Annotated in this window: 26 protein-coding genes; 16 read left to right on the plus strand and 10 right to left on the minus strand. The window is 62.6% G+C overall.

All coding sequences use genetic code 11. From position 1 onward, the window contains the following. The first annotated feature begins 48 nt into the window (after positions 1-48). From CDQ91_RS15370 to CDQ91_RS15380, 3 genes are read left to right on the plus strand one after another with little or no spacing between them, the layout of a single operon-like run. Positions 49-756, plus strand: a complete 708-nt coding sequence (locus CDQ91_RS15370; protein WP_088473612.1) for a dienelactone hydrolase family protein — start codon at positions 49-51, stop codon at positions 754-756. Further along, positions 753-1,151 carry a nuclear transport factor 2 family protein gene (locus tag CDQ91_RS15375; RefSeq protein ID WP_088473613.1) on the plus strand — a complete coding sequence of 133 codons (399 nt, stop codon included), beginning with the start codon at positions 753-755 and terminating at the stop codon, positions 1,149-1,151. The genes CDQ91_RS15370 and CDQ91_RS15375 overlap by 4 nt, the downstream gene beginning before the upstream one ends. A gap of 14 nt (positions 1,152-1,165) precedes the next feature. Next, entirely contained in the window at positions 1,166-2,743 is a 1,578-nt protein-coding gene (locus CDQ91_RS15380; protein WP_088473614.1) for an FMN-binding glutamate synthase family protein, read from the plus strand. On the opposite strand, the gene CDQ91_RS15385 is transcribed toward CDQ91_RS15380, so the two are convergent. The 7 genes from CDQ91_RS15385 to hemE all read right to left on the minus strand — a co-directional run bounded on the left by CDQ91_RS15385 (position 2,740) and on the right by hemE (position 7,752). Continuing rightward, a complete protein-coding gene (locus tag CDQ91_RS15385; RefSeq protein ID WP_237246012.1) occupies positions 2,740-3,126 on the minus strand; it encodes a DUF1489 family protein in 387 nt (128 codons plus the stop codon). The two genes, CDQ91_RS15380 and CDQ91_RS15385, sit on opposite strands and share 4 nt — an antisense overlap. Before the next feature lie 46 nt (positions 3,127-3,172). Then, positions 3,173-3,607 (minus strand): hypothetical protein, encoded by a 435-nt coding sequence (locus tag CDQ91_RS15390; protein WP_088473616.1) that lies wholly within the window; start codon positions 3,605-3,607, stop codon positions 3,173-3,175. A 33-nt stretch (positions 3,608-3,640) separates the two neighbouring features. Continuing rightward, positions 3,641-4,303, minus strand: a complete 663-nt coding sequence (locus CDQ91_RS15395) for a TerC family protein (RefSeq protein WP_419722570.1) — start codon at positions 4,301-4,303, stop codon at positions 3,641-3,643. 59 nt (positions 4,304-4,362) lie between these two features. Continuing rightward, entirely contained in the window at positions 4,363-4,656 is a 294-nt protein-coding gene (locus CDQ91_RS15400) for an antibiotic biosynthesis monooxygenase family protein (RefSeq protein ID WP_088473617.1), read from the minus strand. Positions 4,657-4,667: 11 nt separating this feature from the next. Further along, on the minus strand, positions 4,668-5,924 hold the full coding sequence (gene rho, locus CDQ91_RS15405; protein WP_088473618.1) for a transcription termination factor Rho: 1,257 nt from the start codon (positions 5,922-5,924) through the stop codon (positions 4,668-4,670). A gap of 335 nt (positions 5,925-6,259) precedes the next feature. Further along, positions 6,260-6,676, minus strand: a complete 417-nt coding sequence (locus CDQ91_RS15410) for a CopD family protein (protein ID WP_237246013.1) — start codon at positions 6,674-6,676, stop codon at positions 6,260-6,262. Between the two features lie 50 nt (positions 6,677-6,726). After that, complete coding sequence (hemE, locus tag CDQ91_RS15415) at positions 6,727-7,752, minus strand: uroporphyrinogen decarboxylase (RefSeq protein WP_088473620.1); 1,026 nt, start codon at positions 7,750-7,752, stop codon at positions 6,727-6,729. A 340-nt stretch (positions 7,753-8,092) separates the two neighbouring features. On the opposite strand from hemE, the gene CDQ91_RS15420 reads away from it, so the two are divergent. The 12 genes from CDQ91_RS15420 to CDQ91_RS15475 all read left to right on the plus strand — a co-directional run bounded on the left by CDQ91_RS15420 (position 8,093) and on the right by CDQ91_RS15475 (position 16,446). Then, positions 8,093-8,905 carry a pyruvate, water dikinase regulatory protein gene (locus tag CDQ91_RS15420; protein ID WP_088473621.1) on the plus strand — a complete coding sequence of 271 codons (813 nt, stop codon included), beginning with the start codon at positions 8,093-8,095 and terminating at the stop codon, positions 8,903-8,905. Continuing rightward, the gene (locus CDQ91_RS15425) at positions 8,902-9,498 is read left to right on the plus strand and encodes a Maf family protein (RefSeq protein ID WP_088473622.1); all 597 of its coding nucleotides are present in this window, start codon (positions 8,902-8,904) and stop codon (positions 9,496-9,498) included. Before CDQ91_RS15420 ends, CDQ91_RS15425 begins: the two co-directional genes overlap by 4 nt. Next, a complete protein-coding gene (gene aroE / locus CDQ91_RS15430) occupies positions 9,495-10,313 on the plus strand; it encodes a shikimate dehydrogenase (protein WP_088473623.1) in 819 nt (272 codons plus the stop codon). Before CDQ91_RS15425 ends, aroE begins: the two co-directional genes overlap by 4 nt. Continuing rightward, positions 10,310-10,933 (plus strand): dephospho-CoA kinase, encoded by a 624-nt coding sequence (coaE, locus tag CDQ91_RS15435; protein WP_088473624.1) that lies wholly within the window; start codon positions 10,310-10,312, stop codon positions 10,931-10,933. Before aroE ends, coaE begins: the two co-directional genes overlap by 4 nt. Before the next feature lie 19 nt (positions 10,934-10,952). Then, positions 10,953-11,654, plus strand: coding sequence for a DNA polymerase III subunit epsilon (dnaQ, locus tag CDQ91_RS15440; protein WP_088473625.1), 702 nt, complete (start codon positions 10,953-10,955; stop codon positions 11,652-11,654). A gap of 46 nt (positions 11,655-11,700) precedes the next feature. After that, positions 11,701-12,273: a ribosome hibernation-promoting factor, HPF/YfiA family gene (gene hpf / locus CDQ91_RS15445; RefSeq protein WP_088473626.1), complete on the plus strand. Its 573-nt coding sequence runs from the start codon at positions 11,701-11,703 to the stop codon at positions 12,271-12,273. Between the two features lie 152 nt (positions 12,274-12,425). After that, positions 12,426-12,890, plus strand: a complete 465-nt coding sequence (locus CDQ91_RS15450) for a PTS sugar transporter subunit IIA (RefSeq protein WP_088473723.1) — start codon at positions 12,426-12,428, stop codon at positions 12,888-12,890. A 27-nt stretch (positions 12,891-12,917) separates the two neighbouring features. Beyond that, a complete protein-coding gene (locus CDQ91_RS15455; protein ID WP_088473627.1) occupies positions 12,918-13,256 on the plus strand; it encodes a DUF1491 family protein in 339 nt (112 codons plus the stop codon). Positions 13,257-13,492: 236 nt separating this feature from the next. After that, a complete protein-coding gene (locus tag CDQ91_RS15460) occupies positions 13,493-14,131 on the plus strand; it encodes a cell wall hydrolase (protein WP_164499265.1) in 639 nt (212 codons plus the stop codon). A 94-nt stretch (positions 14,132-14,225) separates the two neighbouring features. Continuing rightward, the gene (locus CDQ91_RS15465; protein ID WP_088473724.1) at positions 14,226-14,855 is read left to right on the plus strand and encodes a DUF4136 domain-containing protein; all 630 of its coding nucleotides are present in this window, start codon (positions 14,226-14,228) and stop codon (positions 14,853-14,855) included. Then, entirely contained in the window at positions 14,852-15,973 is a 1,122-nt protein-coding gene (locus tag CDQ91_RS15470; RefSeq protein ID WP_088473629.1) for a M14 family metallopeptidase, read from the plus strand. The genes CDQ91_RS15465 and CDQ91_RS15470 overlap by 4 nt, the downstream gene beginning before the upstream one ends. Next, entirely contained in the window at positions 15,973-16,446 is a 474-nt protein-coding gene (locus CDQ91_RS15475) for a GNAT family N-acetyltransferase (protein ID WP_088473630.1), read from the plus strand. The genes CDQ91_RS15470 and CDQ91_RS15475 overlap by 1 nt, the downstream gene beginning before the upstream one ends. Before the next feature lie 61 nt (positions 16,447-16,507). Here CDQ91_RS15475 and CDQ91_RS15480 read toward each other — a convergent pair whose 3' ends face one another. Further along, on the minus strand, positions 16,508-16,960 hold the full coding sequence (locus CDQ91_RS15480) for an Hsp20 family protein (RefSeq protein WP_088473631.1): 453 nt from the start codon (positions 16,958-16,960) through the stop codon (positions 16,508-16,510). A 198-nt stretch (positions 16,961-17,158) separates the two neighbouring features. On the opposite strand from CDQ91_RS15480, the gene gpmA reads away from it, so the two are divergent. Then, positions 17,159-17,845: a 2,3-diphosphoglycerate-dependent phosphoglycerate mutase gene (gpmA, locus tag CDQ91_RS15485; protein ID WP_088473725.1), complete on the plus strand. Its 687-nt coding sequence runs from the start codon at positions 17,159-17,161 to the stop codon at positions 17,843-17,845. Positions 17,846-17,899: 54 nt separating this feature from the next. Here the strand turns inward: gpmA and CDQ91_RS15490 are convergent, their stop codons facing one another. Both CDQ91_RS15490 and CDQ91_RS15495 read right to left on the minus strand, forming a co-directional pair. Further along, positions 17,900-19,279: a hypothetical protein gene (locus CDQ91_RS15490; RefSeq protein ID WP_088473632.1), complete on the minus strand. Its 1,380-nt coding sequence runs from the start codon at positions 19,277-19,279 to the stop codon at positions 17,900-17,902. Then, entirely contained in the window at positions 19,252-19,986 is a 735-nt protein-coding gene (locus CDQ91_RS15495; RefSeq protein WP_088473633.1) for a TonB-dependent receptor, read from the minus strand. The genes CDQ91_RS15490 and CDQ91_RS15495 overlap by 28 nt, the downstream gene beginning before the upstream one ends. Between the last annotated feature and the right edge of the window lie 6 nt (positions 19,987-19,992).

Genomic DNA, 19,992 nt, shown 5'->3' on the forward strand with positions numbered 1-19,992 from the left:
GCTTCGCGCTTTCATCACCAATAAGCAAGAGTCAGGAGAGCTCCCCTCATGTCAGAAACCTCGGCCACGAATAGCAGCATCCCCGCACTCAACGGCGAAGGCGATATCCCCGCCTACGTCGCGCGTCCTGACGCCGATTCGCCGCGCGCGATCATCGTCATCCCCGAAATTTTCGGGGTGAACGCCGGCATCCGCAAGAAATGCGACGATTGGGCCGCCGAAGGCTATCTGGCGATTGCTCCCGATATTTTCTGGCGTTTCGCGCCCGGGGTCGAGCTCAACCCCGACGTCGAAGCTGAACTGCAGGAAGCCTTTGGTTATTTTGGACAATATGACGCAGATGACGGCGTCAAGGATATCGAAGCGACGATCCGCTGGCTCCACGCAGAGGGTGCGGCCAAGGTCGGCTGTGTCGGTTTCTGCCTCGGCGGCCGTCTCGCCTATATGGCCGCAGCGCGCACCGATGTGCATGCGTCGGTGGGTTATTATGGCGTGATGATCGACCAGATGCTGAACGAGAGCCACGCGATCGCGCATCCGCTGATGCTCCATATCCCGACCGAAGATCATCTGGTCGACCATGCGGCGCAGAAGGTCATCCACGAAGGGCTCGACGCGCATCCCAAGGTAACGATCCACGACTATCAGGGGCTCGACCATGGTTTCGCCGCGACGATGGGCAATCGGCGCAATGAAGATGGCGCGCAGCTCGCCGACGGCCGCACCCGCGCCTTCTTCGCCGAGCATCTCGCATGACCGCGCACTCCGGGGTCGCCGCCTGGCACGCCTATATGGCGGGCGGCGGCGACCCGGAGGCGCTGAAGGCGCTTCTCGCCGAAGATGCGGTCTTTCATTCACCGGTGGTCCATTCGCCGCAGGCGGGGCGCGACAAGGTCTTCGCCTATCTCCACGCGGCGAGCCATGTCCTTGGCGGCGACGATTTCCGCTACTTGCGCGAGATCGTCGACGGCGATCAGGCGATGCTGGAATTCCAGACCATACTCGACGGCATCCAGATCAACGGCGTCGACATCATTCGCTGGAATAGCGACGGAAAGATAAGTGATTTCAAGGTGATGATACGCCCACTCAAGGCGATCAACAAGGTTTGGGAGAAAATGGGCGAGATGCTCGCGGCGCAAGCGCGATGAAGCGCGGCTAGCCGATGCGCGGCTGGATCGCCTTTCCCGTCCTGATCGCCGCGGTGGCGCTCGCGGGCTGGTGGGCACCGGCACGCTGGACCCTGTTGTTATGGGTGCCGCTGCTCCTGATCGCCACTTATGACGCTACACAGCGGCACCATAGCCTGCGCCGCAACTTCCCGCTGATCGCCCGCATCCGCTGGCTGTTCGAGGCGCTGCGCCCCTTCCTCTACGCCTATGTCGTCGAAAGCCCGCTCGATGGTCGCCCCTTCGCGCGCGCCGAACGCGATATCGTCTATGCCCGCGCCAAGGGTGAGCTCGACAGCCACCCGTTCGGGACCGAACTTGACGTCTATTCGGACGAATATGAATGGATGAGCCACAGCATGGCGCCGACGGTCGAAAGCGACCGAACCCAGCGGGTGACCGTCGGCACCCCGCAATGTTCGCGCCCCTATGACGCCGCACTGCTTAATATTTCCGCGATGAGCTTCGGCTCGCTCGGCGCAAACGCGATCGAAGCGCTCAATCTCGGCGCGCACCTCGGAAATTTCTATCATGATACCGGCGAAGGCGGTTTCAGTCCCTATCATGGTATCCATGGCGGCGACATCGTCTGGGAGCTTGGGAGCGGCTATTTCGGTTGCCGCGATGGCGACGGCCACTTCGATCCCGACCGCTTTCGCGAGCGCGCACAGGAAGATCAGGTCAAAATGATCGAGATCAAACTGAGCCAGGGCGCCAAGCCAGGGCACGGCGGCGTCCTTCCCGGTGCAAAGGTCAGCGCCGAAATCGCCGCGACGCGCGGAGTACCCAAAGGGCAGGATTGCATCTCACCCGCCGCACATTCCGCCTTTGCGACGCCGATCGAAATGGTCGTATGGGCCGCGAAGCTGCGCGAGATTTCCGGCGGAAAACCCGTTGGGATCAAGCTTTGCGTCGGCCAGCCGCACGAAATTTATGCCGTCATGAAGGCAATGATCGAGACGGGTATTCGCATCGATTATATCGTCGTCGATGGCGCCGAGGGCGGCACGGGGGCTGCCCCGATCGAGTTTTCGAACCGCGTCGGCATGCCGCTGCGCGAAGGACTGATCTTTGTCCGCAACGCCCTCGTCGGCTGCGGGCTCAAAGAAGAAATACGCCTCGCCGCATCGGGCAAGGTCCATTCGGGCGCGGGGCTCGCGGTCAATTGCGCCCTCGGCGCCGACTGGTCCAATGCCGCCCGCGCTTTCATGTTCAGCCTCGGCTGCGTCCAGTCGCTACGCTGCCACACCGATCAATGCCCGACCGGCATTGCGACGCAGGATCCGGGGCGCCAGCGCGGCCTCGTCGTCGAAGATAAAGCCGAACGCGTCCGCCGCTTTCAGGCCGCGACGGTATCGGCGCTCTGGGACATCAGCTGCGCGATGGGGCTCGACAATCCATGGCAGATCCGGCCGCATCATCTGCACGAACGGTTGAATTCGGCGCGGTCGGACTCCATCGACCGCATCTATAATTTCTATGAGCGCGGCGTGCTGCTCGACGACCCCAATTCGGTCGCCGGGGCACGCTATTGGGCGATGGCGCGCGCCGACAGCTTCCGCGCGGCCTGCTAGATCAGCATCAGCCCAGCCAGCTCGCGATAGAGCTCAGGCGGCAGCGCCGCGATGCCGCTCGCATCGTCGGCTGCCTTGGGCGCATCGGCGTCGGCGAGATAGCGCCAGCCCTGATGCGCGCGCTTGGGCTGCGGATGCACCCGCTCGAGAACACCGGCGCAGACGATATCGAGGCGGCCGTCGGCGCGATCCTCGAACCGCAAAATCTCGACCCGCGCGACGAGTGTGTGGCGAACATTGAAATAGAGCCCGCCACCGATCAACTCGTCGGCGCGCTTCGGCCGCATCTTGGTTGCAATACGGAATTCGCCGCCCTCGCTCCGTTCGGCGATGCGTGCCGAAAGCGCGGGATAGTCGGCACAACCGACGGCAACGCGAGTCATATGGAGCTGGGCCATGGACATCCAGATAGGTAACCGGAACCGGGGTTCAATCGACCCGAGCAGCAGACAGATAATATTCACCGCGCACCTGCGGCGCCAGCGGCGTCGCCGAGAGCGAAAGGGTGAGCATCAGCACCGTACCGAGAGTCAAATCGCCCGCCCGATGATGGAGATAGCCAACCGGTAAGAGAATAGTCAGACCGATGATCGCCAAAAGTGTGAGGGCGCGCCGACGGATCGCGGTGCTGAACACAACAGGCTGGTCAGCAAAGTCTGATAGAATATCGCTTGCATCTTGATGTTGCCAGGCAGGTACGGTCACCCGAAAGCCACCCATAGCGATGATATTGAGCGTCGTCCCGGCGTAATATTCGCCGCCGACATGAGCGATGATTCCCGCGCTATCGAGCATGGCAGCAACGCTCAACGCCTCGCTGCGACTAAAGAGAACTGCAATCAGGACCATCGCATCGTCGGACATTGGTCCAATGATGCGATGGCCTCCAACATTTGTCTAGCCGAACAGGGTGCCGATCCCGACACCCGGGTCGATCCAGCCTTCGTAGATCATCTTGACCGCGACATAGAGGATCACGGCGAGGCCAAAATAGGCAATCCAGCGATAACGCTCGATATATTTCGCGATGATGTTCGCCGCGATGCCCATAAGGGCGACCGCGAAGACCAACCCGACGATCATGATCCCGGGATGGTCGCGCGCCGCACCGGCGACCGCGAGAACGTTATCGAGGCTCATGCTGACGTCGGCGATCGCGACTGCCCAGGCGGCGGCGGCGAAGCTCTTCGCGGGCTTCAGGCCCGAATGCTCGTCGCCCGCGACCTCGGGCGACCCCGCCGAATGCGCGCCTTCGCGCAACTCACGCCACATTTTCCACGCCACCCAGATGAGCAGCAGCCCACCGATGAAGATCAGGCCGACGACCTGCATCAGCTGGGTCACGACGAGGGCAAAGGCGATACGCAGCACCAGCGCTGCAAGCACGCCGATCATGATCACCTTGCGGCGCTGATCGGCAGGCAGGCCTGCCGCGAGCGCACCGACGACGATCGCATTGTCCCCCGCGAGCACGATGTCGATCATCAACACCTGGACGAACGCCGCCAAGGCCGCAGGCTCGGTGATGTTCGAAAAATCATTGACGATCGCATCCCACATCCCTGCGGGTCCGCCAAATCCACCAGCGTGCGCAGCCGCCTGCGTCAAAAATTCGAGTATCACAGTGGGTCTCCGAAATAGCTGACCTCTGGCATAGGGTCATAATAGTGATGGAGCAACGCCCGCCATTGTTGATAGCGATCCGACATGCGGAAACCGTCGCGATGGTCTGCGGCCGATCGCCACGCTGCCAGCAGCAGATAGGGCTTGCCGGGTTCGACCGGGCGGCGGATTTCCAGCGACAGGAAGCCCGGCGACGCCTCGATCAGGGGTCGTGCCGCCTGCATCGCCGCTTCGAACGCTGCCTCACTGCCCGCACGGACAGGAAGCAGCGCATGTTCGATCACGGCCATAGAGCGGTGGCCTATTGGTTCATGGAATCGAAGAAATCCTCGTTGGTCTTCGAATCCTTGATCTTGTCGAGCAGGAATTCCATCGCGTCGATGGTGCCCATCTGCATGAGGATGCGGCGCAGCACCCACATTTTGCTGAGCTTGTCCTTCTCGACGAGCAATTCTTCCTTACGCGTGCCCGACTTGCCGACGTCGAGTGCGGGGAAGATACGCTTGTCGGCGACCTTGCGGTCGAGGACGATTTCCGAGTTACCCGTGCCCTTGAATTCTTCAAAGATCACTTCGTCCATACGACTGCCGGTATCGATCAGCGCGGTGGCGATGATCGACAGCGAACCGCCTTCCTCGATATTACGCGCAGCACCGAAGAAGCGCTTGGGACGCTGGAGCGCATTGGCGTCGACACCGCCGGTCAGCACCTTACCCGAGCTCGGGACGACGGTGTTGTAGGCGCGGCCAAGACGCGTGATCGAGTCGAGCAGGATGACGACATCCTTCTTGTGCTCGACGAGGCGCTTGGCCTTTTCGATCACCATTTCGGCGACCTGGACGTGGCGCGTCGCGGGCTCGTCGAAGGTCGAGGACACAACCTCGCCCTTCACGCTGCGCTGCATGTCGGTGACTTCCTCGGGGCGCTCATCGACCAGCAGGACGATCAGATAGACCTCGGGATGGTTATCGGTGATCGCCTTGGCGATATTTTGCAGCAGCACCGTCTTACCGGTGCGCGGCGGCGCGACGATAAGCGCGCGCTGGCCCTTGCCCTGCGGGCTGACGAGATCGATGACGCGCGCCGACTTGTCCTTGACCGTCGGGTCGAGCGTGTCGAGCGACAGCTTCTGGTTCGGATAAAGCGGCGTCAGATTGTCGAAATTGACGCGGTGGCGAACAACATCGGGATCATCGAAATTGACGCTGATCAGCTTGGTCAGCGCGAAATAACGTTCGCCATCGCGCGGTGCGCGGATCTCGCCCTCGACGGTGTCACCGGTACGCAGGCCGAATTTGCGGACCTGGTTCGGCGAGACATAAATGTCGTCGGGACCGGCCAGATAATTGGCTTCGGACGAGCGCAGAAAACCGAACGAGTCGGGCAGCACTTCGATCGTGCCCGATCCGATGATTTCCTCACCCTCTTCGGCGAGTTCCTTGAGGATCGAGAACATCAGATCCTGCTTGCGCAGTGTCGACGCGCCTTCGACCCCCAATTCCTCTGCCATTTCGACAAGCTGGGCGGGCGATTTGGTTTTGAGTTCTTTAAGATGCATGGATGGATTCCAAGTGTAAGAAATTCTGGAGAAAATAGTCTCTTTTGGTTGCACCAGACGGTGCCTATCCGGTCGGGGGACGACCGTTTTGATAGATTCGGCGCGCGTGACGCGCCGCCCGCACAAAACGGGGTTGATTGGCCCCTAGAACCGGGCCGGTTTCAAGTCAATCGGGCTGCGTAAATCGGGGGCCTTTTCGGCTTGCACCCAATCCTTCTTTCGTCGCCCCGGACCCTTCGACTGGCTCAGGACAGGCTTGATCCGGGGTCCATCTACGCTGCCGTTGCATGGATGCCGGATCAAGCCCGGCATGACGAAGCTAGAGAAACGAAGATTTAAGGCCGCACGACGACGAGGATCACGATGATCGCTGCGGCAATCCCGGGAACCTCGTTGATCAGGCGAAGCTGTTTTTCGGTCAGCGGACGCTCACCGCGCTGCAATTTCCTGAAATGCCCGATCATCCAGCCGTGATAGCCCGACAGGCTCAATACGAGCAGCAATTTGGCGATGAACCAGCCCTCACCCCAATAATTTCCGTTGAAGGCAAGCAGCAGCCCGAAAATCCAGACGATGACCAGTGACGGACCCAGTATGATGCGGCGCAGCCGATCTTCGCGCTCGATCCATTTCCTGTCCTCGTCGGACCCCACCGCGCACTGGCTATGATAGATGAAAAAGCGCGGCATCATGAACAGGCCCGCCATCAAGAAGATGACGAAGATGATATGCGCCGCTTTGATCCACAACATGGTGGCCCCCAGAAATCCTGCCCAGTCCGCTAATCCGCCCATAGCTCCGCCTATCCGCCGCGTATGCGTTTGATCAGATGCTCGACATGGGCGATCGGCGTGTCGGGCACGATTCCATGGCCAAGGTTGAAGATATGGGGCCGCGACGGGAAAGCCGCAAGGATGCGGTCGATCGCATTGTCGAGCGCTTCGCCGCCTGCAACGAGCGCAAGCGGATCGAGATTGCCCTGCACCGGCAGATGCGCCGGCAAAACGCTGTCAGCCCAAACCGGATCGACCGTTTCGTCGAGGCCAAGCCCGTCTACCCCGGTTTCGCGCGCATAGGCGGGAAGCTTGCCGCCGGCACCCTTCGGAAAGCCGATAATCGGGGTGTCGGGATGGAGTGCCTTCAGCCGCGTGACGATTTGCGCATTGGGCGCGATCACCCATTTTTCGAACTGCGCGGGGCTGAGACTTCCTGCCCAGCTGTCAAATAGCTGCACCGCCTCGACACCATTTTCGATCTGCCCCGACAAATAGGTGACCGACAGATCGACAATCGCGTCGATGATTGCCTGGAATGCCGCAGGGTCGCCGAACGCCATGCGACGCGTTGCAGCCTGGTCCTTCGATCCCTGGCCTGCGACCATATAGGTAGCGACCGTCCACGGGCTTCCTGCAAAGCCCAGGAAGGTCGTCTCAGGAGGCAAGGCGCCCGCGACACGCGCCACCGTTGCGTAGATTGGGTCAAGCCGCTGGGTCGCTGCTTCCAGCGCACTCAGCGCGCTATCGACGAGCGGCGGCGCGAGCCGTGGCCCTTCGCCTGCTTCGAACCACAGATTCTGGCCCAATGCGTGCGGAATGACGAGAATGTCTGAAAACAGGATTGCACCATCGAAACCGAAACGACGGATAGGCTGCAATGTCACTTCAGCCGCGGCTTCGGGATCATAGCAAAGCTCGAGAAATCCCCCCTTGGTCTCGCGAAGGGCGCGATATTCGGGAAGATAACGCCCGGCCTGCCGCATCAGCCACAGTGCGGGGCGCTCCTGCCGCACCCCGCGCAACGTCGCCAACAGGCTCTTTGATCGCGTCATCGCGCGGACTCTCTTTCTTTCATCTATAATAGAATAATTAAGATGGTGGTGGTTTGTTGGTGGTTGGATAAGCGTCGCTTTAGGCACCGGCGTCGCCTTTGCCAACAGCTTGACTCTGGCGGCCCCGATCTTCGCGGCAGAGTCGCGAAAGCTTTTGCCCCTAATCCACAACCTGTGGATAAGATTCATCCCGTGTGGATAAGAGCCGGAGCGGAATCGGCAGCGCCGGGGATGAATCTTCCTTCCCCATATGCTCCCCGTGCTTATGCAAAACTTATCCACAGGGGGGCAAACGCTTCGGTGCTTGCCTTTTTCGCCTGTGCCACGCCATGGTGAGGTCATGGGCCGGCTCCACCTTCACCTCATATCCGATTCCACGGGCGAGACGCTCGAGAATATTGCCAAGGCGGCGATTGCGCAGTTCGACGATGTCGAAGTGGTGCGCCATTTCTGGCCGATGGTGCGATCAGAATCGCATCTCGACCGGATCATGGCCGAGGTACAGGCGAGCCCCGGAATGATCCTGTTCACGTTGGTCAGCGGCGAATTGCGAGCCAGCCTCGAACGCCGGGCGGGCGCGCTCGATCTGCCGCTCGTTCCCGCGCTCGATGCGGTGACCGATGCCCTGTCGCGAATGTTGGGACAGGAAGCCAAGGCACGCCCCGGCCGCCAGCACCAGCTCGACGCCGCTTATTTCGCGCGGGTCGAGGCGATCCAGTTCACCGTTGCGCACGACGACGGCATCGGCTGGGAAAATTGGGAACAGGCGGATATCGTCCTTGCCGGGGTGTCGCGTACATCGAAGACGCCGACGAGCATCTATCTCGCCAATCGCGGGTTCAAGACCGCGAATATCCCGATCGTTCCCGAATCGCCGCCGCCTGCCGCGCTGTTCACGCTCAAGCGTCCGATGGTTGTCGGGCTCACTACGGGTCTCGACCGGCTGGTGCAGGTGCGCCGCAACCGGCTGCTCTCGCTCAACCAGGCGCCCGAGACCGCTTATGTCGACGATGAAACGGTGAAGGCCGAGCTCGCCTATGCGCGGCGGATGTTCGCCGACAACAGCTGGCCGGTGATCGACGTAACGCGCCGCTCGATCGAGGAAACCGCCGCTGCGGTAATCAAACTGGTCGAGGACCGGAGCGCAGGATGACCCTCCTCCTCGCTTCACAAAGCAGCGGCCGCGCCGCGATGCTCCGAGCTGCCGGGCTCGAATTCGAAACGACCGCGGCGCATGTCGATGAAGAGTCGCTCACCGCATCGCTCGCCGCCGAGGGGCAGAGCGCGCGCAACATCGCTGACGCGCTCGCCGAAGCGAAGGCGATCAAAATTTCGTCGCGGCTGCCCGGCGTCACCGTGATCGGCGCCGATTCGACGCTGGCACTCGACGATGGAGAGATGCTCACCAAGCCCGAGACCCCCGAAGAGGCGGTGGCGCAGCTCGCGCGTATGGCGGGGCAGCGCCACCGCCTGTTCAGCGCCGTGGTCGCCGCGCGCGATGGCGCGCCGATATGGCGCGCGATTGGTGAGGCGAAGCTGTGGATGCGGCCCTTGTCTGACACCTTCATCGCCGACTATGTGGCGCGTCACTGGGACAGCATCCGCTGGACCGTCGGCTGTTACGAGATTGAGGGGGCGGGCGTGCAATTGTTCGAACGGGTTGAGGGCGATCCCTGGACCATCATCGGGATGCCGATGATGCCCTTGCTCAATTGGCTGCGCGCCACCGGGCTTGCGCCGGCATGAGTGGCGCGGTCCCTTATGCCGAAGTGATCGGGGATCCGATTGCGCAATCGAAATCGCCGCTGATCCATAGCTTTTGGCTGGAGGCGCTCGGCATTGCGGGCGATTATCGCCGCTGTCATGTGACGACCGACGAACTTACCGCCTATGTGGAGGAACGCCGAGCCGATTCTGATTGGCGTGGCTGCAACGTCACCATGCCCCACAAGGCCGCGGTGATGGACCTCGTCGATGATCCCGGCGACATTCGCGGCACAATAGGCGCCATGAATACGATCGTCCGGCAAAAGGACGGGTCGTTGATCGGCACCAACACCGATGCGGCGGGATTTTATTCACCGCTTGCCGAACTCGATCTCGAAGGCGCGCCGGTCGTCGTCATCGGCGCGGGCGGGGCGTCGCGGGCCGTGTTGTTCGCGCTCGCGCGTGCTGGCGTCGGTTCTGTTACCATCCTTAATCGCAGCCCGCTCAAAGCGATGGGGCTGCTGGCGACATTTGGTCTCAAAGGCGATGTCGTGGGTCTCGATGCGAAGCTTCCGCCCGCCGCGCTTCTCGTCAACGCGAGCAGCCTGGGCATGAAGGGCCAGCCGCCGCTCGATCTTGACCTGTCGCCGCTTCCCGACGATGCGATCGTTTATGATCTTGTCTATTCGCCGCTTCAGACCGGGCTGCTTCAGGCCGCCGAAGCGCGCAGGCTCGATACCGTCGACGGGCTCGACATGTTGATCGGCCAGGCCGCGCTCGCCTTCGAGCTGTTCTTCGGCGCCACGCCCCCCGAAGGCCGCGACGAGGAATTGCGGGCGCTGCTGACCGCATGACGCATCGTCCGCGCCCCGGTTCGCGGTTGCGCCGGCCGTTTCTGATCGGCCTCACCGGATCGATCGGCATGGGCAAATCGACCGCCGCGGCGATGTTCGAACGCGAAGGCGTGCCGGTGTTTGATGCCGACGCCGAAGTTCACCGGTTGCAGGGTCCAGGCGGCGCGCTCGTGGCCACGATCGAAGCGCGCTTTCCGGGAACGACCGGGCCCAAGGGGGTCGATCGCCAGAAACTGGGTCCGCTCGTGCTCGGCAACACGCATGAACTCGCCGCGCTGGAAGCGATCGTCCACCCGGCGGTTGCGAAGGCGCAGCGGCGATTCCTGATGCGCCACCGCGCGCGCGATGTTGTCGTGCTCGACATCCCGCTGCTCTTCGAAAAGGGCGGCTGGAGAAAGGTCGGCGCGATCGCCGTCGTCTCGGCGCCCGCGTGGATGCAGCGCAAGCGCGTCATGCGCCGCCCCGGCATGACCGCGGCGAAGCTCAAGGCGATTCGCCGCCTGCAAGTCGCCGATCGGGTCAAACGCGCGCGCGCTGATTTTATTATCGAAACGGGGCGACCGAAAAGCGCGACACATCGTCAGATAAGGGCGATCGCCTCTTGTTTCCGCGCCCGATAGGGTCCAGATTAAAGCCTCAATGCGTGAGATTATTTTCGATACCGAAACCACGGGTTTCGATCCCAAAGCCGGGGACAGACTGGTCGAAATCGGGTGCGTTGAGCTGATCGACCGCCGCGAGACGGGGGTCACTTTCCACGCCTATTTCAATCCTGAACGCGATATGCCCGCCGCGGCCGAAGCGGTGCACGGGCTGTCGATCCAATTTCTGTCCGACAAGCCGCTTTTTGCGACTCGCGCCGATGAACTGATCGAATTTTTGGGCGATGCGCCGCTGGTCGCGCACAACGCCGTCTTCGACTTTGGCTTCGTCAACGCCGAGCTTGCGCGCGCCGGCCGCCCCGGGCTCGACATGACGCGCATGTGCTGCACCGTGCAAATGGCGCGCAAGCTGCACCCGGGGGCAAAGCACAATCTTGACGCGCTGTGCGTGCGCTACGGCATCGATCGCAGTCACCGCGTCAAGCATGGCGCGCTGCTCGACGCCGAACTGCTTGCGCATCTCTATATCGAAATGACCGGCGGACGGCAGATTGGCCTTGGGCTTGCTGCGACGTCTGGTCCAGCCGCGACTTCGCTCGCAGGCGAGGCTGCCCGGCCCACCATTCAGGCCCGCGCTTTTCGTGAGCCGCGTCCGCACGCCGCGACTCCTGCCGAGATCGCGCGTCATACCCTATTCGTTGCCGCACTGAATCAACCATTGTGGGACGATAGTCCGTGACGGAGGCCGAGGCCGCCGTCTTCGAGGCACTCGAAGGAGAAGAATAATGGAAATCCGCGTCTCTGGCCACCAGATCGAAACCGGCGAAGCGCTTCAGGCGCATGTGTCGGACCGGATGAACGCGATTGCCGACAAATATTTCTCGCGCGCCATCGGGGCCCATGCGACCTTCGGAAAGGGTCCGCACGACAGTTTCCAGTGCGATATCGTCGCGCATGTGATGCAGGGGCTGGTGCTTAAGGGGCACGGTCAGGCACAGGACGCCCATGTCGCCTTCGAAGGCGCGGCGGAACGAATTGAAAAGCAGTTGCGACGCTATATGCGACGATTGAAGGATCATCACAGCAACGGCCAATCGTCGACGACGGTCGACGAAATTCAGGACAATGCCAATTATATCGTCTTCGATGGCGGCGCTGAGGAAGAGGATGCGGGCGATGCGCCGGCGATCATCGCCGAAACGCGCGTCGATATTCCGAGCAGCAGCGTGTCCGACGCGGTGATGATGCTCGACCTGCGCAACACCAATGCGCTGCTGTTCCTCAACAGCAAGACGGGCGCGCATAATATGGTTTATCGCCGCCGCGATGGGACGATCGGGTGGGTCGAGCCGCAATAAGGCTGGATTTTTTCCGCCAACCGGCATAAGGGCCGCGCCCAACACTGCCCTGTGCCGGGATGGCGGGCCCCCCGGTAAGATCGATCCGCGATCGATTGCCCAAGGAACGGCCGGACCATTTGTCCGGCGTCTACACAGATTTGACCGAAACGATGAACCTATCTTCCCTTCTCTATCCGGCGACCGTGCGCGCGCATGTGCAGCTTGATTCGAAAAAGGCGCTTTTCCCCTTTGTCGGCGATCTCGCCAGCCGTTCGCTCGGCCTTGATGCGGGCGAGGTCAGCGAAGCGCTGCTCGAACGCGAGCGTTTGGGTTCGACCGGCTTTGGCCGCGGCATCGCCCTCCCCCACGCGAAAATGGCCGATCTCACCGGTGTCCGCGGACTGTTCCTGCAACTCGCGCGGCCGATCGATTTCAACGCGGTCGATGGGCTTCCGGTCGATCTGCTTTTCGTCCTGCTGTCGCCGCTCGACGCTGGGGCTGATCATTTGAAGGCGCTGGCCGGCGTGTCGCGCATGCTGCGCAACGAAGCGATCGCCGAACGGCTGCGCGGTGCGAAGAATGACGAGGCGCTCTATGCCTTGCTGGTCGATACCGAGGCACGTGACGCGGCCTGACGCCGCCAAAAGCTGCGGGCAGCTCTTGTGGCACGGCTGACCAGCCGTTTCCTCGTCGACTTGATTCTGCGCCGGACCCAGGCGGCGGGCGGCTTTGCCGCCGTGCTCGCCAAGGGCGACGAACATTCGGGCACGATTCTCATCCAGTGTAGCGACCGCGGCCGTCCGGGACCGCTGCTCGAACGGCGCTTTTCCGCCGACGGACATTATATCTGGGAGGCGGTTGGTCAGACCGACCCCGACGATGACGAGGCGCGCGCCAATTATCAGGATCGGCGGCGTTCGGCGGATCCCGACCTGTGGATTGTCGAACTGGATATCGCAGATGCGCCACGACTCGTCGCGGAGTGGGCTGCGTTAACTTGACTCTGTTGCGGTGCACAATAAGTGCGCCAGCATATTTCACGCGTAGGTCGTTCCGCGGGTTTATCGGCTTGTCCGAAAAGACCCGGCCAAACGGTTCGGACACGCAGTCGGATGATGACCGCAGGCGAAATTGGGCCATAGCCCCCCGCCTGTTCTGAGGTTTCGGTTCATCAGCCGCCCTTTTGACGGACAATATGAGTCGCATTTTGAACGTAGCCAGCGTGGCTGCCGTCGGCATGACGGCCGCATCCATGCTGTTTCTGGCGGAACCAGGTTTCGCCAATGATCTGGGCGCCAACGCCCATATTCCGTTGATCACCCTACCAGGCGCCGATGCGCCGGCCGCAGCCGATTCGGATCTGCTGAGCGGTGATGAGCTGACCGGAGGCGAAAGCCCGGTCGAACCCAAAGCCGCCATCGAAGACGAGCCCGTCGAGGCGCCCAAGCCGGCCCCGCTGACCGCCGATTCGCTGGCCGAGCTGGTTGGCAAAACCGCGCGCCCCGCCAAATTGGATTCCGAACTGCGTTGCCTCGCCGGCGCGGTCTATTTCGAATCGCGGGGCGAATCGCTCGTTGGCCAACTCGCGGTGGCGCATGTCGTTCTCAACCGTGCCCAGTCGGGTCGCTTCCCGACCAGCCTGTGCGGCGTCGTTCATCAGAAAAGCCAGTTCAGCTTCGTGCGCGGCGGCCGGATGCCCGCTCCGCGCGAATCGAGCGTCCAATGGTCGAACGCGGTGGCAATCGCGCAGATCGCCCGCGACGGCAGCTGGAAGAATCATGCGCCGGGCGCGCTTTTCTTCCATGCCAACTATGTCTCACCGGGCTGGCGCAAGACGCGCGTCGCGCAGATCGACAATCATATCTTCTATCGCTGAGGCACTTTGATCCTCCCTGTGCTGCGGGCATGGGGAGGATCGTCTCCGTACCCCGTTCATTGCCAAGCCATATATTGTAGCGCATGATATGGGGATGATGCGTCATTTCCCCGCCACGCTGCTCGTCGCAGCGTCGCTCGCCCTCGGCGGTTGCGCGACTGCCGTGCCGCCGGTCGAAGTCACCCGCTTTCACGCCAATAACGCCGTCGCGGGCTGGGCGCCGGGGACACGTTACGCCGTCGACGTCGCGCCGCTCGGCAACGCCGCGGCTGCTGCTGACGGCTGGCAGCCGTCGCTCGAATGGAACAGCTATCGCACCGCGGTCGAACGCCAGCTGCAGTTACAGGGGCTCGTCGCTGCGCCTGACGGCGCGCGCGCGCCGCTCAAGGTCCGCATCGGCTTTGATCGCGCCGAGCGCGTTGGTCCCGGCAAACGGTCGCCGGTATCGGTCGGCGTTGGTGGCTCGACCGGCAGCTATGGTTCGGGGCTTGGACTCGGCATCGGGATCAACCTTGGCGGCGGCCCCAAACCGACGCAGGATCTCCAGCTTTCGGTGCGCATCGACGATGCCGCGACCGGTCAGGCCCTGTGGGAAGGTCGCGCGCTGACCGCTGTGCGGGCCAAGGCGCCCGCCGCGCAGCCGTCGCTCGCCGCGGCGAAATTGGCCGAAGCCTTATTCAAGGACTTCCCCGGCGAATCGGGACGCACTATTACGGTCCCATGACCATCACCATCAACGCCGCGTTCGACAGCGGCAATATCGTCGTGGACAGCATCGACGGAACGTCCGCGCGCCTGTCCATCCGTAAAGATCGCGAATCCGATTTCTTTCAGTGGTTCCACTTCCGCGTTTCCTGCGCAGTGGGCGACGCGCTGGACCTCCGGATCACCGGGCTGGAGGCTTCGGCCTTTCCGGGCGGTTGGTCAGACTATGCCGCGTGCGCCAGCTATGACCGCGAAAGCTGGTTCCGCCTCGATACCAGCTATGATGTGAAGGCTGACGGCGGTTCGCTGATCATAAGCCACACTGCCGAAAGTCCGATCCTCTACCTCGCCTATTTCGCGCCCTATTCGATGGAGCGTCACCACGACCTGATCGCCTCCGTCGCCGAATGCGATGGCGTCACCTATCGCTGCCTCGGCACCAGCATCGAGGGGCAGCCGATCGACTGCCTCGAAATGGGCACCGGCGACACGCAGGTCTGGCTCTATGCCCGCCAGCATCCGGGTGAGAGCATGGCCGAATGGTGGATGGAAGGCGCGCTCGAAATGCTCACCGACCCCGCAAATCCGCACGCGCGCGCGCTGCGCCAGAAATGCCGCTTCCACATCGTCCCGAACATGAATCCCGACGGGTCGTTCCGCGGACATTTGCGCACCAATTTTGCCGGGGTGAACCTCAACCGAGAATGGGACGCCCCGACCCCCGAAGGCAGCCCCGAAGTGCTCGCCGTTCGCAATGCGATGGACGAAAGCGGCGTCGACTGGGCGATGGATATCCATGGCGACGAAGCGATCCCGGCCGTTTTCATCGCCGGCTTCGAAGGTATCCCCTCGCTCAAGCCCGGTCAGATGGAAAAATATAAGGCGTTTGAAACGGCGCTCGCCGCCAACACCCCCGACTTCCAGACCGAACTTGGCTATGTCGAGACCGCGCCGGGGCAGGCGAACCTATCCATGTCGACCACCCAGGTCGCCGAACGTTTCGGCGCGGTGGCGATGACGCTGGAAATGCCGTTCAAGGATAATCGGGACCTGCCCGACCCGGTTCAGGGCTGGTCGCCCGAGCGGTCGAAGCTGCTTGCGCATGCATGTCTCGATACACTGGACCGCATGCTGTGATGTCGAGCGGGGCCGACTGGCGGATTGTCGAAGACGATCTGTCGGGGCCCCCGATCCGCGCCTTGCTCGAAGTGCATTTCGCCGGGATGCTGGCGAACTCGCCAGCCGACAGCTGTCACTTCCTCGATTTCGACGGGCTCAACGCGCCCGACGTCACCTTCTGGTCGATTCATCGCGGCGATGATCTGGCGGGCTGCGGCGCGCTCAAGCGGCTTGGCAGCGCCCATGGCGAGATCAAGTCGATGCGCACTGCCGAGAGTTTTTTGCGGCGGGGTGTCGCGGCGCGGATGCTCGAACATATCATCGCCGAAGCGCGGGGCCGCGGTCTCGAACACCTGAGTCTCGAAACCGGATCGGGCGCGGCGTTCGAACCTGCGCTCGCGCTGTATCGGCGTTACGGCTTTGAGGATTGCGCGCCTTTTGCCGATTACAAACCCGATCCGTTCAGTCGGTTCATGACGCGCGCACTGTAGATACGCAAACGGGGCCCGGAAGGGACTCCGGACCCCGCTCATCATGCCCGCTCGGGCTAGTTCAGGCGGCTTTTTCGATCGGCGTCGGGGCGCCGCCGCCGATCGCGATCTTGTGCGGTTTCATCGCCTCGGGCACTTCGCGCACCAGGTCGATGGTCAGCAGGCCATCGGCCAGGTCGGCGGCGCTCACCCGCACGAAATCGGCGAGCTGGAAGCGGCGTTCGAACGCGCGGGTCGCGATGCCGCTATAGAGCAATTGACGCCCCTCACCTTCGCCCGCCGGCGTCTTGCGGCCGCTGACGAGCAGCATATTCTGCTGGGCGGTGATGTCGATCTCGTCACCCTTGAATCCGGCGACCGCGACGGTGATGCGGAAATGATCGTCGGCGATCTTTTCGATGTCGAAGGGAGGATAATTTTCGGCGCCCGAACCGCTCGTCTCAAGGAAATCGAACAGGCGGTCGAAACCGACGGTCGAACGGCGATAGGGGGTCCAGTCGAAACTGTTACGCATGAGTCATGGCTTCCTTTCAAAGCGAAACATGGGACGACGGCGATGCGCGCCGCGCCTCCGCCCGGCCCCTTCATGGCGACCGGATGTTTTGAATCTGGGAAGCGGGCATGGCTTTTCAAGGGGGCGGTGGCCCTGTCGCCCCTGCCGCGCTATGGCGCGGCGAATCATCCACGCGGCGCAATGCGAAAAGGACAAAATATGCCCCAGCTCATCCTCATCCGGCACGGTCAGTCGCAGTGGAACCTCGAAAATCGCTTCACTGGCTGGTGGGACGTCGACGTCACCGAAAAGGGCGCGGCCGAGGCATGGGCGGCGGGCGAGTTGATGAAGGCCAAGGGGATCACCCCCGACCTCGCCTTCACCTCGGTCCAATCGCGCGCGATCAAGACGCTGAACCTCGCGCTCGAGGCGATGGGGCGTTTGTGGCTTCCGGTGACCAAGGACTGGCGCCTGAACGAGCGTCACTATGGCGGCCTCACCGGACTCGACAAGGCCGAGACCGCGGCGAAGCATGGCGACGATCAGGTCAAGATCTGGCGCCGCAGCTTCGACATTCCGCCGCCGCCGCTCGAAGCCGGCTCGCCGTGGGATCTGTCGAACGATCCGCGCTACGCCGGCATCGCAATTCCCTTGGCCGAAAGCCTCAAGGACACGATCGAACGCGTCCTCCCTTATTATGAGAGGGCGATCGTCCCGCAGCTCGCCGCCGGCAAGACGGTGCTGATCTCCGCGCATGGCAACAGCCTGCGCGCTTTGGTCAAGCATCTCTCCGGCATTTCGGACGCCGACATCACCGGGCTCGAAATCCCGACCGGCCAGCCGATCGTCTATGACCTCGCCGACGATCTGACCGCCGGTGAACGCTATTATCTCAGCGAGCGTTGAGCATAGCGCCGTTCCCCGGCGGAAGCCGGGGAACAAGGCGGACCGCCACGTTTTCTAAATCGTTCCGGTCACTGTCAGCTGAATATACCGGCCGAACCGGCGCTGCCGGCTTTCACTGAACGCGACCGGCCCGTCGCGCCGGTCGACGAAGACGGTGCGGTCAAAGCCTTCGCGCTCGTTCGCGAGGTTGCGGTACGACGCCTTGACGGTGAAGCCCGCAACATTTTTATGCTCGATGAAGGCGGTAACAAACGCGCCGCCGGTATATTCATGCTCGATCGCATTCAGCCTGACGTTCGGGCTATAGCGCTCGTCGAAATAGCCGGCGCCCCACGCCAGATTGCTGCCGGGAATGTCGTGACGCAGATTCACATCGACGACATATTCCTGCCCCTCGCTCTGGTCGCGCCACAGGCTGGTCAGCGGATCGCGTACGCGGTTGCGCCGCCAGGTAACATCGCTGTTGATCCGCGCGCCCTTCCACCCCAGCGGGTCGAGCAGCAAGGTCGCCTTTGAACTGATGCGATAAAGATGCGCGGGCGGCAAATTGCCGCGGCCTTCGGTCGTCGGCGACAGCGGAATCTGGTCGACCAGATCCTGCGCATAGGCATAGGCGGCGGCGACCGACGCATTGCCCCAGCGGCCCATGTCCTGAACCAGCTCCAGCTCGGTCCGGTTCACGATCGGCGGCACCAGCTGGCCATTGCCGATATTGCCATTGTTGTTCGCAACATCGACCGAGCTTGCGAAATCGAAAAAGTCGAGCTGGTCGACGCGGCGCTGGATATGCCAGTTGATCGTAGTTTTCGGTCCGACCTTCCAGGCCAGTGCCAGCTTGCCCTTCGGCCGGACAAATCGCCGCGTCAGCCCGCCTGGGCCCGAGGAGGCCAGCTCGCTATATTCGGCGCCAAGGTTCAGCTGCGCTGTCAGATTGCTGGCCAGCGCACGGCCCCAGGTCAGTGACGCTTCGCCGCGCTTTTCCTCGACTTTTGTCTGCTCGCCGCCAAAGACGATCGGCAGAAAGTTTCCGTCGGGTTGAAGCTGCGCAAATTCGGCATCAACGTCGAGTTTGTTATACGCGCCCTCGAGTGCGACCTGCCAGTCGGTGCCGCCTGCGGTGCGCCAGCTATATTCGCTGCGCAGGATCGATTCGCTCTCGTCGGCGGCTTGCCTGAACCGCTCGCCGCTGCGCCCGCCCACGTCGCGGTCGACGATGAAGCTGTCGATAGCGGGGCTATGTTCGAAGCGGTAGAGACCTATCAGCTTGAGTCGGCCTTTGCCGAGCCCCAGCTCATAATCGCCGGCAATGTCGAAATTACGCTCCTTTTCGGTAAAGCGAAAAGCCTCGCGGACGGTCCCGGCGCCGGGTTGAACCGAAGTTCCATCCACCCGCTCGTCGAGATTGATCAACTGGCCGCCAAGGTTGAATTCCATTTATTTCCGTTCGCGGCGGTTCGCGCGAGCGCGGCCGAGAGGCGCGGCTGGTCGGCATCATAGCGGCCAATTTCGTCGCGGATGAACGACAGGTTGCCATCGCGGTCGAACCGCCGTTCGGGACCCCAATGGCCCTGGCGCCGCGCCTCATTCTTCAGGCTGAGCGTCACATGGGTTCCGCCGAGCTTGCCGGTCGTCGAAACCTCGCCGTTCAGCCAGTTGTCGTCGAGCCGCGGTCGCCATTCGGGCTGCCAGCGTAGCGTGGTCTCGAACCCGTCGCTGCCCGCGCCCGCGACCAGTACGATGTTCGCCACTTGTCCGGTCAGACCGGGGACGTTCAGCCCGGCGCCATCGACGATATCGATATAGGCGACTTCGCTTGCGGTGATGCGTGCCAGGGCCGTGCGGGCGTCGGTCGATTTATTGGCGATGCGTTCGCCGTTGATCAGCACATTCTCGGTGGCCGCGCCCAACCCGCGTTCGCCGCCATTGGTGCCGGTGACGATCAGGAAGCCCGGCACTTTCTCGACCATATCGAGCGCGGTGCGCGGCGCAAAGCGCGAGAAGTCGGCGGCACCGTAGCGCTGCGCGCCATTCGCAGGAGTCGGCACCGCAGTCGGCGCGTCGCCTGCCGGCTCCTGCGCCGCCGCCGGAACGGCAATGGTCAGGGCGGTGCACGCTACCAGCGAAATTTTTCCGAACGACACGTCTTA

The sequence above is a fragment of the Sphingopyxis witflariensis genome (genome assembly GCF_002205635.1).
GTDB lineage: Bacteria > Pseudomonadota > Alphaproteobacteria > Sphingomonadales > Sphingomonadaceae > Sphingopyxis > Sphingopyxis witflariensis.

What these genes read in the sequence shown, in the direction of transcription:
- CDQ91_RS15370 (WP_088473612.1), top strand. Translation starts at nt 49, where the DNA reads ATGTCAGAAACCTCGGCCACGAATAGCAGCATCCCCGCACTCAACGGC.
- CDQ91_RS15375 (WP_088473613.1), top strand. Translation starts at nt 753, where the DNA reads ATGACCGCGCACTCCGGGGTCGCCGCCTGGCACGCCTATATGGCGGGC.
- CDQ91_RS15380 (WP_088473614.1), top strand. Translation starts at nt 1,166, where the DNA reads ATGCGCGGCTGGATCGCCTTTCCCGTCCTGATCGCCGCGGTGGCGCTC.
- CDQ91_RS15385 (WP_237246012.1), bottom strand. Translation starts at nt 3,126, where the DNA reads ATGACTCGCGTTGCCGTCGGTTGTGCCGACTATCCCGCGCTTTCGGCA.
- CDQ91_RS15390 (WP_088473616.1), bottom strand. Translation starts at nt 3,607, where the DNA reads ATGTCCGACGATGCGATGGTCCTGATTGCAGTTCTCTTTAGTCGCAGC.
- CDQ91_RS15395 (WP_419722570.1), bottom strand. Translation starts at nt 4,303, where the DNA reads ATGTGGGATGCGATCGTCAATGATTTTTCGAACATCACCGAGCCTGCG.
- CDQ91_RS15400 (WP_088473617.1), bottom strand. Translation starts at nt 4,656, where the DNA reads ATGGCCGTGATCGAACATGCGCTGCTTCCTGTCCGTGCGGGCAGTGAG.
- rho (WP_088473618.1), bottom strand. Translation starts at nt 5,924, where the DNA reads ATGCATCTTAAAGAACTCAAAACCAAATCGCCCGCCCAGCTTGTCGAA.
- CDQ91_RS15410 (WP_237246013.1), bottom strand. Translation starts at nt 6,676, where the DNA reads ATGTTGTGGATCAAAGCGGCGCATATCATCTTCGTCATCTTCTTGATG.
- hemE (WP_088473620.1), bottom strand. Translation starts at nt 7,752, where the DNA reads ATGACGCGATCAAAGAGCCTGTTGGCGACGTTGCGCGGGGTGCGGCAG.
- CDQ91_RS15420 (WP_088473621.1), top strand. Translation starts at nt 8,093, where the DNA reads ATGGGCCGGCTCCACCTTCACCTCATATCCGATTCCACGGGCGAGACG.
- CDQ91_RS15425 (WP_088473622.1), top strand. Translation starts at nt 8,902, where the DNA reads ATGACCCTCCTCCTCGCTTCACAAAGCAGCGGCCGCGCCGCGATGCTC.
- aroE (WP_088473623.1), top strand. Translation starts at nt 9,495, where the DNA reads ATGAGTGGCGCGGTCCCTTATGCCGAAGTGATCGGGGATCCGATTGCG.
- coaE (WP_088473624.1), top strand. Translation starts at nt 10,310, where the DNA reads ATGACGCATCGTCCGCGCCCCGGTTCGCGGTTGCGCCGGCCGTTTCTG.
- dnaQ (WP_088473625.1), top strand. Translation starts at nt 10,953, where the DNA reads ATGCGTGAGATTATTTTCGATACCGAAACCACGGGTTTCGATCCCAAA.
- hpf (WP_088473626.1), top strand. Translation starts at nt 11,701, where the DNA reads ATGGAAATCCGCGTCTCTGGCCACCAGATCGAAACCGGCGAAGCGCTT.
- CDQ91_RS15450 (WP_088473723.1), top strand. Translation starts at nt 12,426, where the DNA reads ATGAACCTATCTTCCCTTCTCTATCCGGCGACCGTGCGCGCGCATGTG.
- CDQ91_RS15460 (WP_164499265.1), top strand. Translation starts at nt 13,493, where the DNA reads ATGACGGCCGCATCCATGCTGTTTCTGGCGGAACCAGGTTTCGCCAAT.
- CDQ91_RS15465 (WP_088473724.1), top strand. Translation starts at nt 14,226, where the DNA reads ATGATGCGTCATTTCCCCGCCACGCTGCTCGTCGCAGCGTCGCTCGCC.
- CDQ91_RS15470 (WP_088473629.1), top strand. Translation starts at nt 14,852, where the DNA reads ATGACCATCACCATCAACGCCGCGTTCGACAGCGGCAATATCGTCGTG.
- CDQ91_RS15475 (WP_088473630.1), top strand. Translation starts at nt 15,973, where the DNA reads ATGTCGAGCGGGGCCGACTGGCGGATTGTCGAAGACGATCTGTCGGGG.
- CDQ91_RS15480 (WP_088473631.1), bottom strand. Translation starts at nt 16,960, where the DNA reads ATGCGTAACAGTTTCGACTGGACCCCCTATCGCCGTTCGACCGTCGGT.
- gpmA (WP_088473725.1), top strand. Translation starts at nt 17,159, where the DNA reads ATGCCCCAGCTCATCCTCATCCGGCACGGTCAGTCGCAGTGGAACCTC.
- CDQ91_RS15490 (WP_088473632.1), bottom strand. Translation starts at nt 19,279, where the DNA reads ATGGAATTCAACCTTGGCGGCCAGTTGATCAATCTCGACGAGCGGGTG.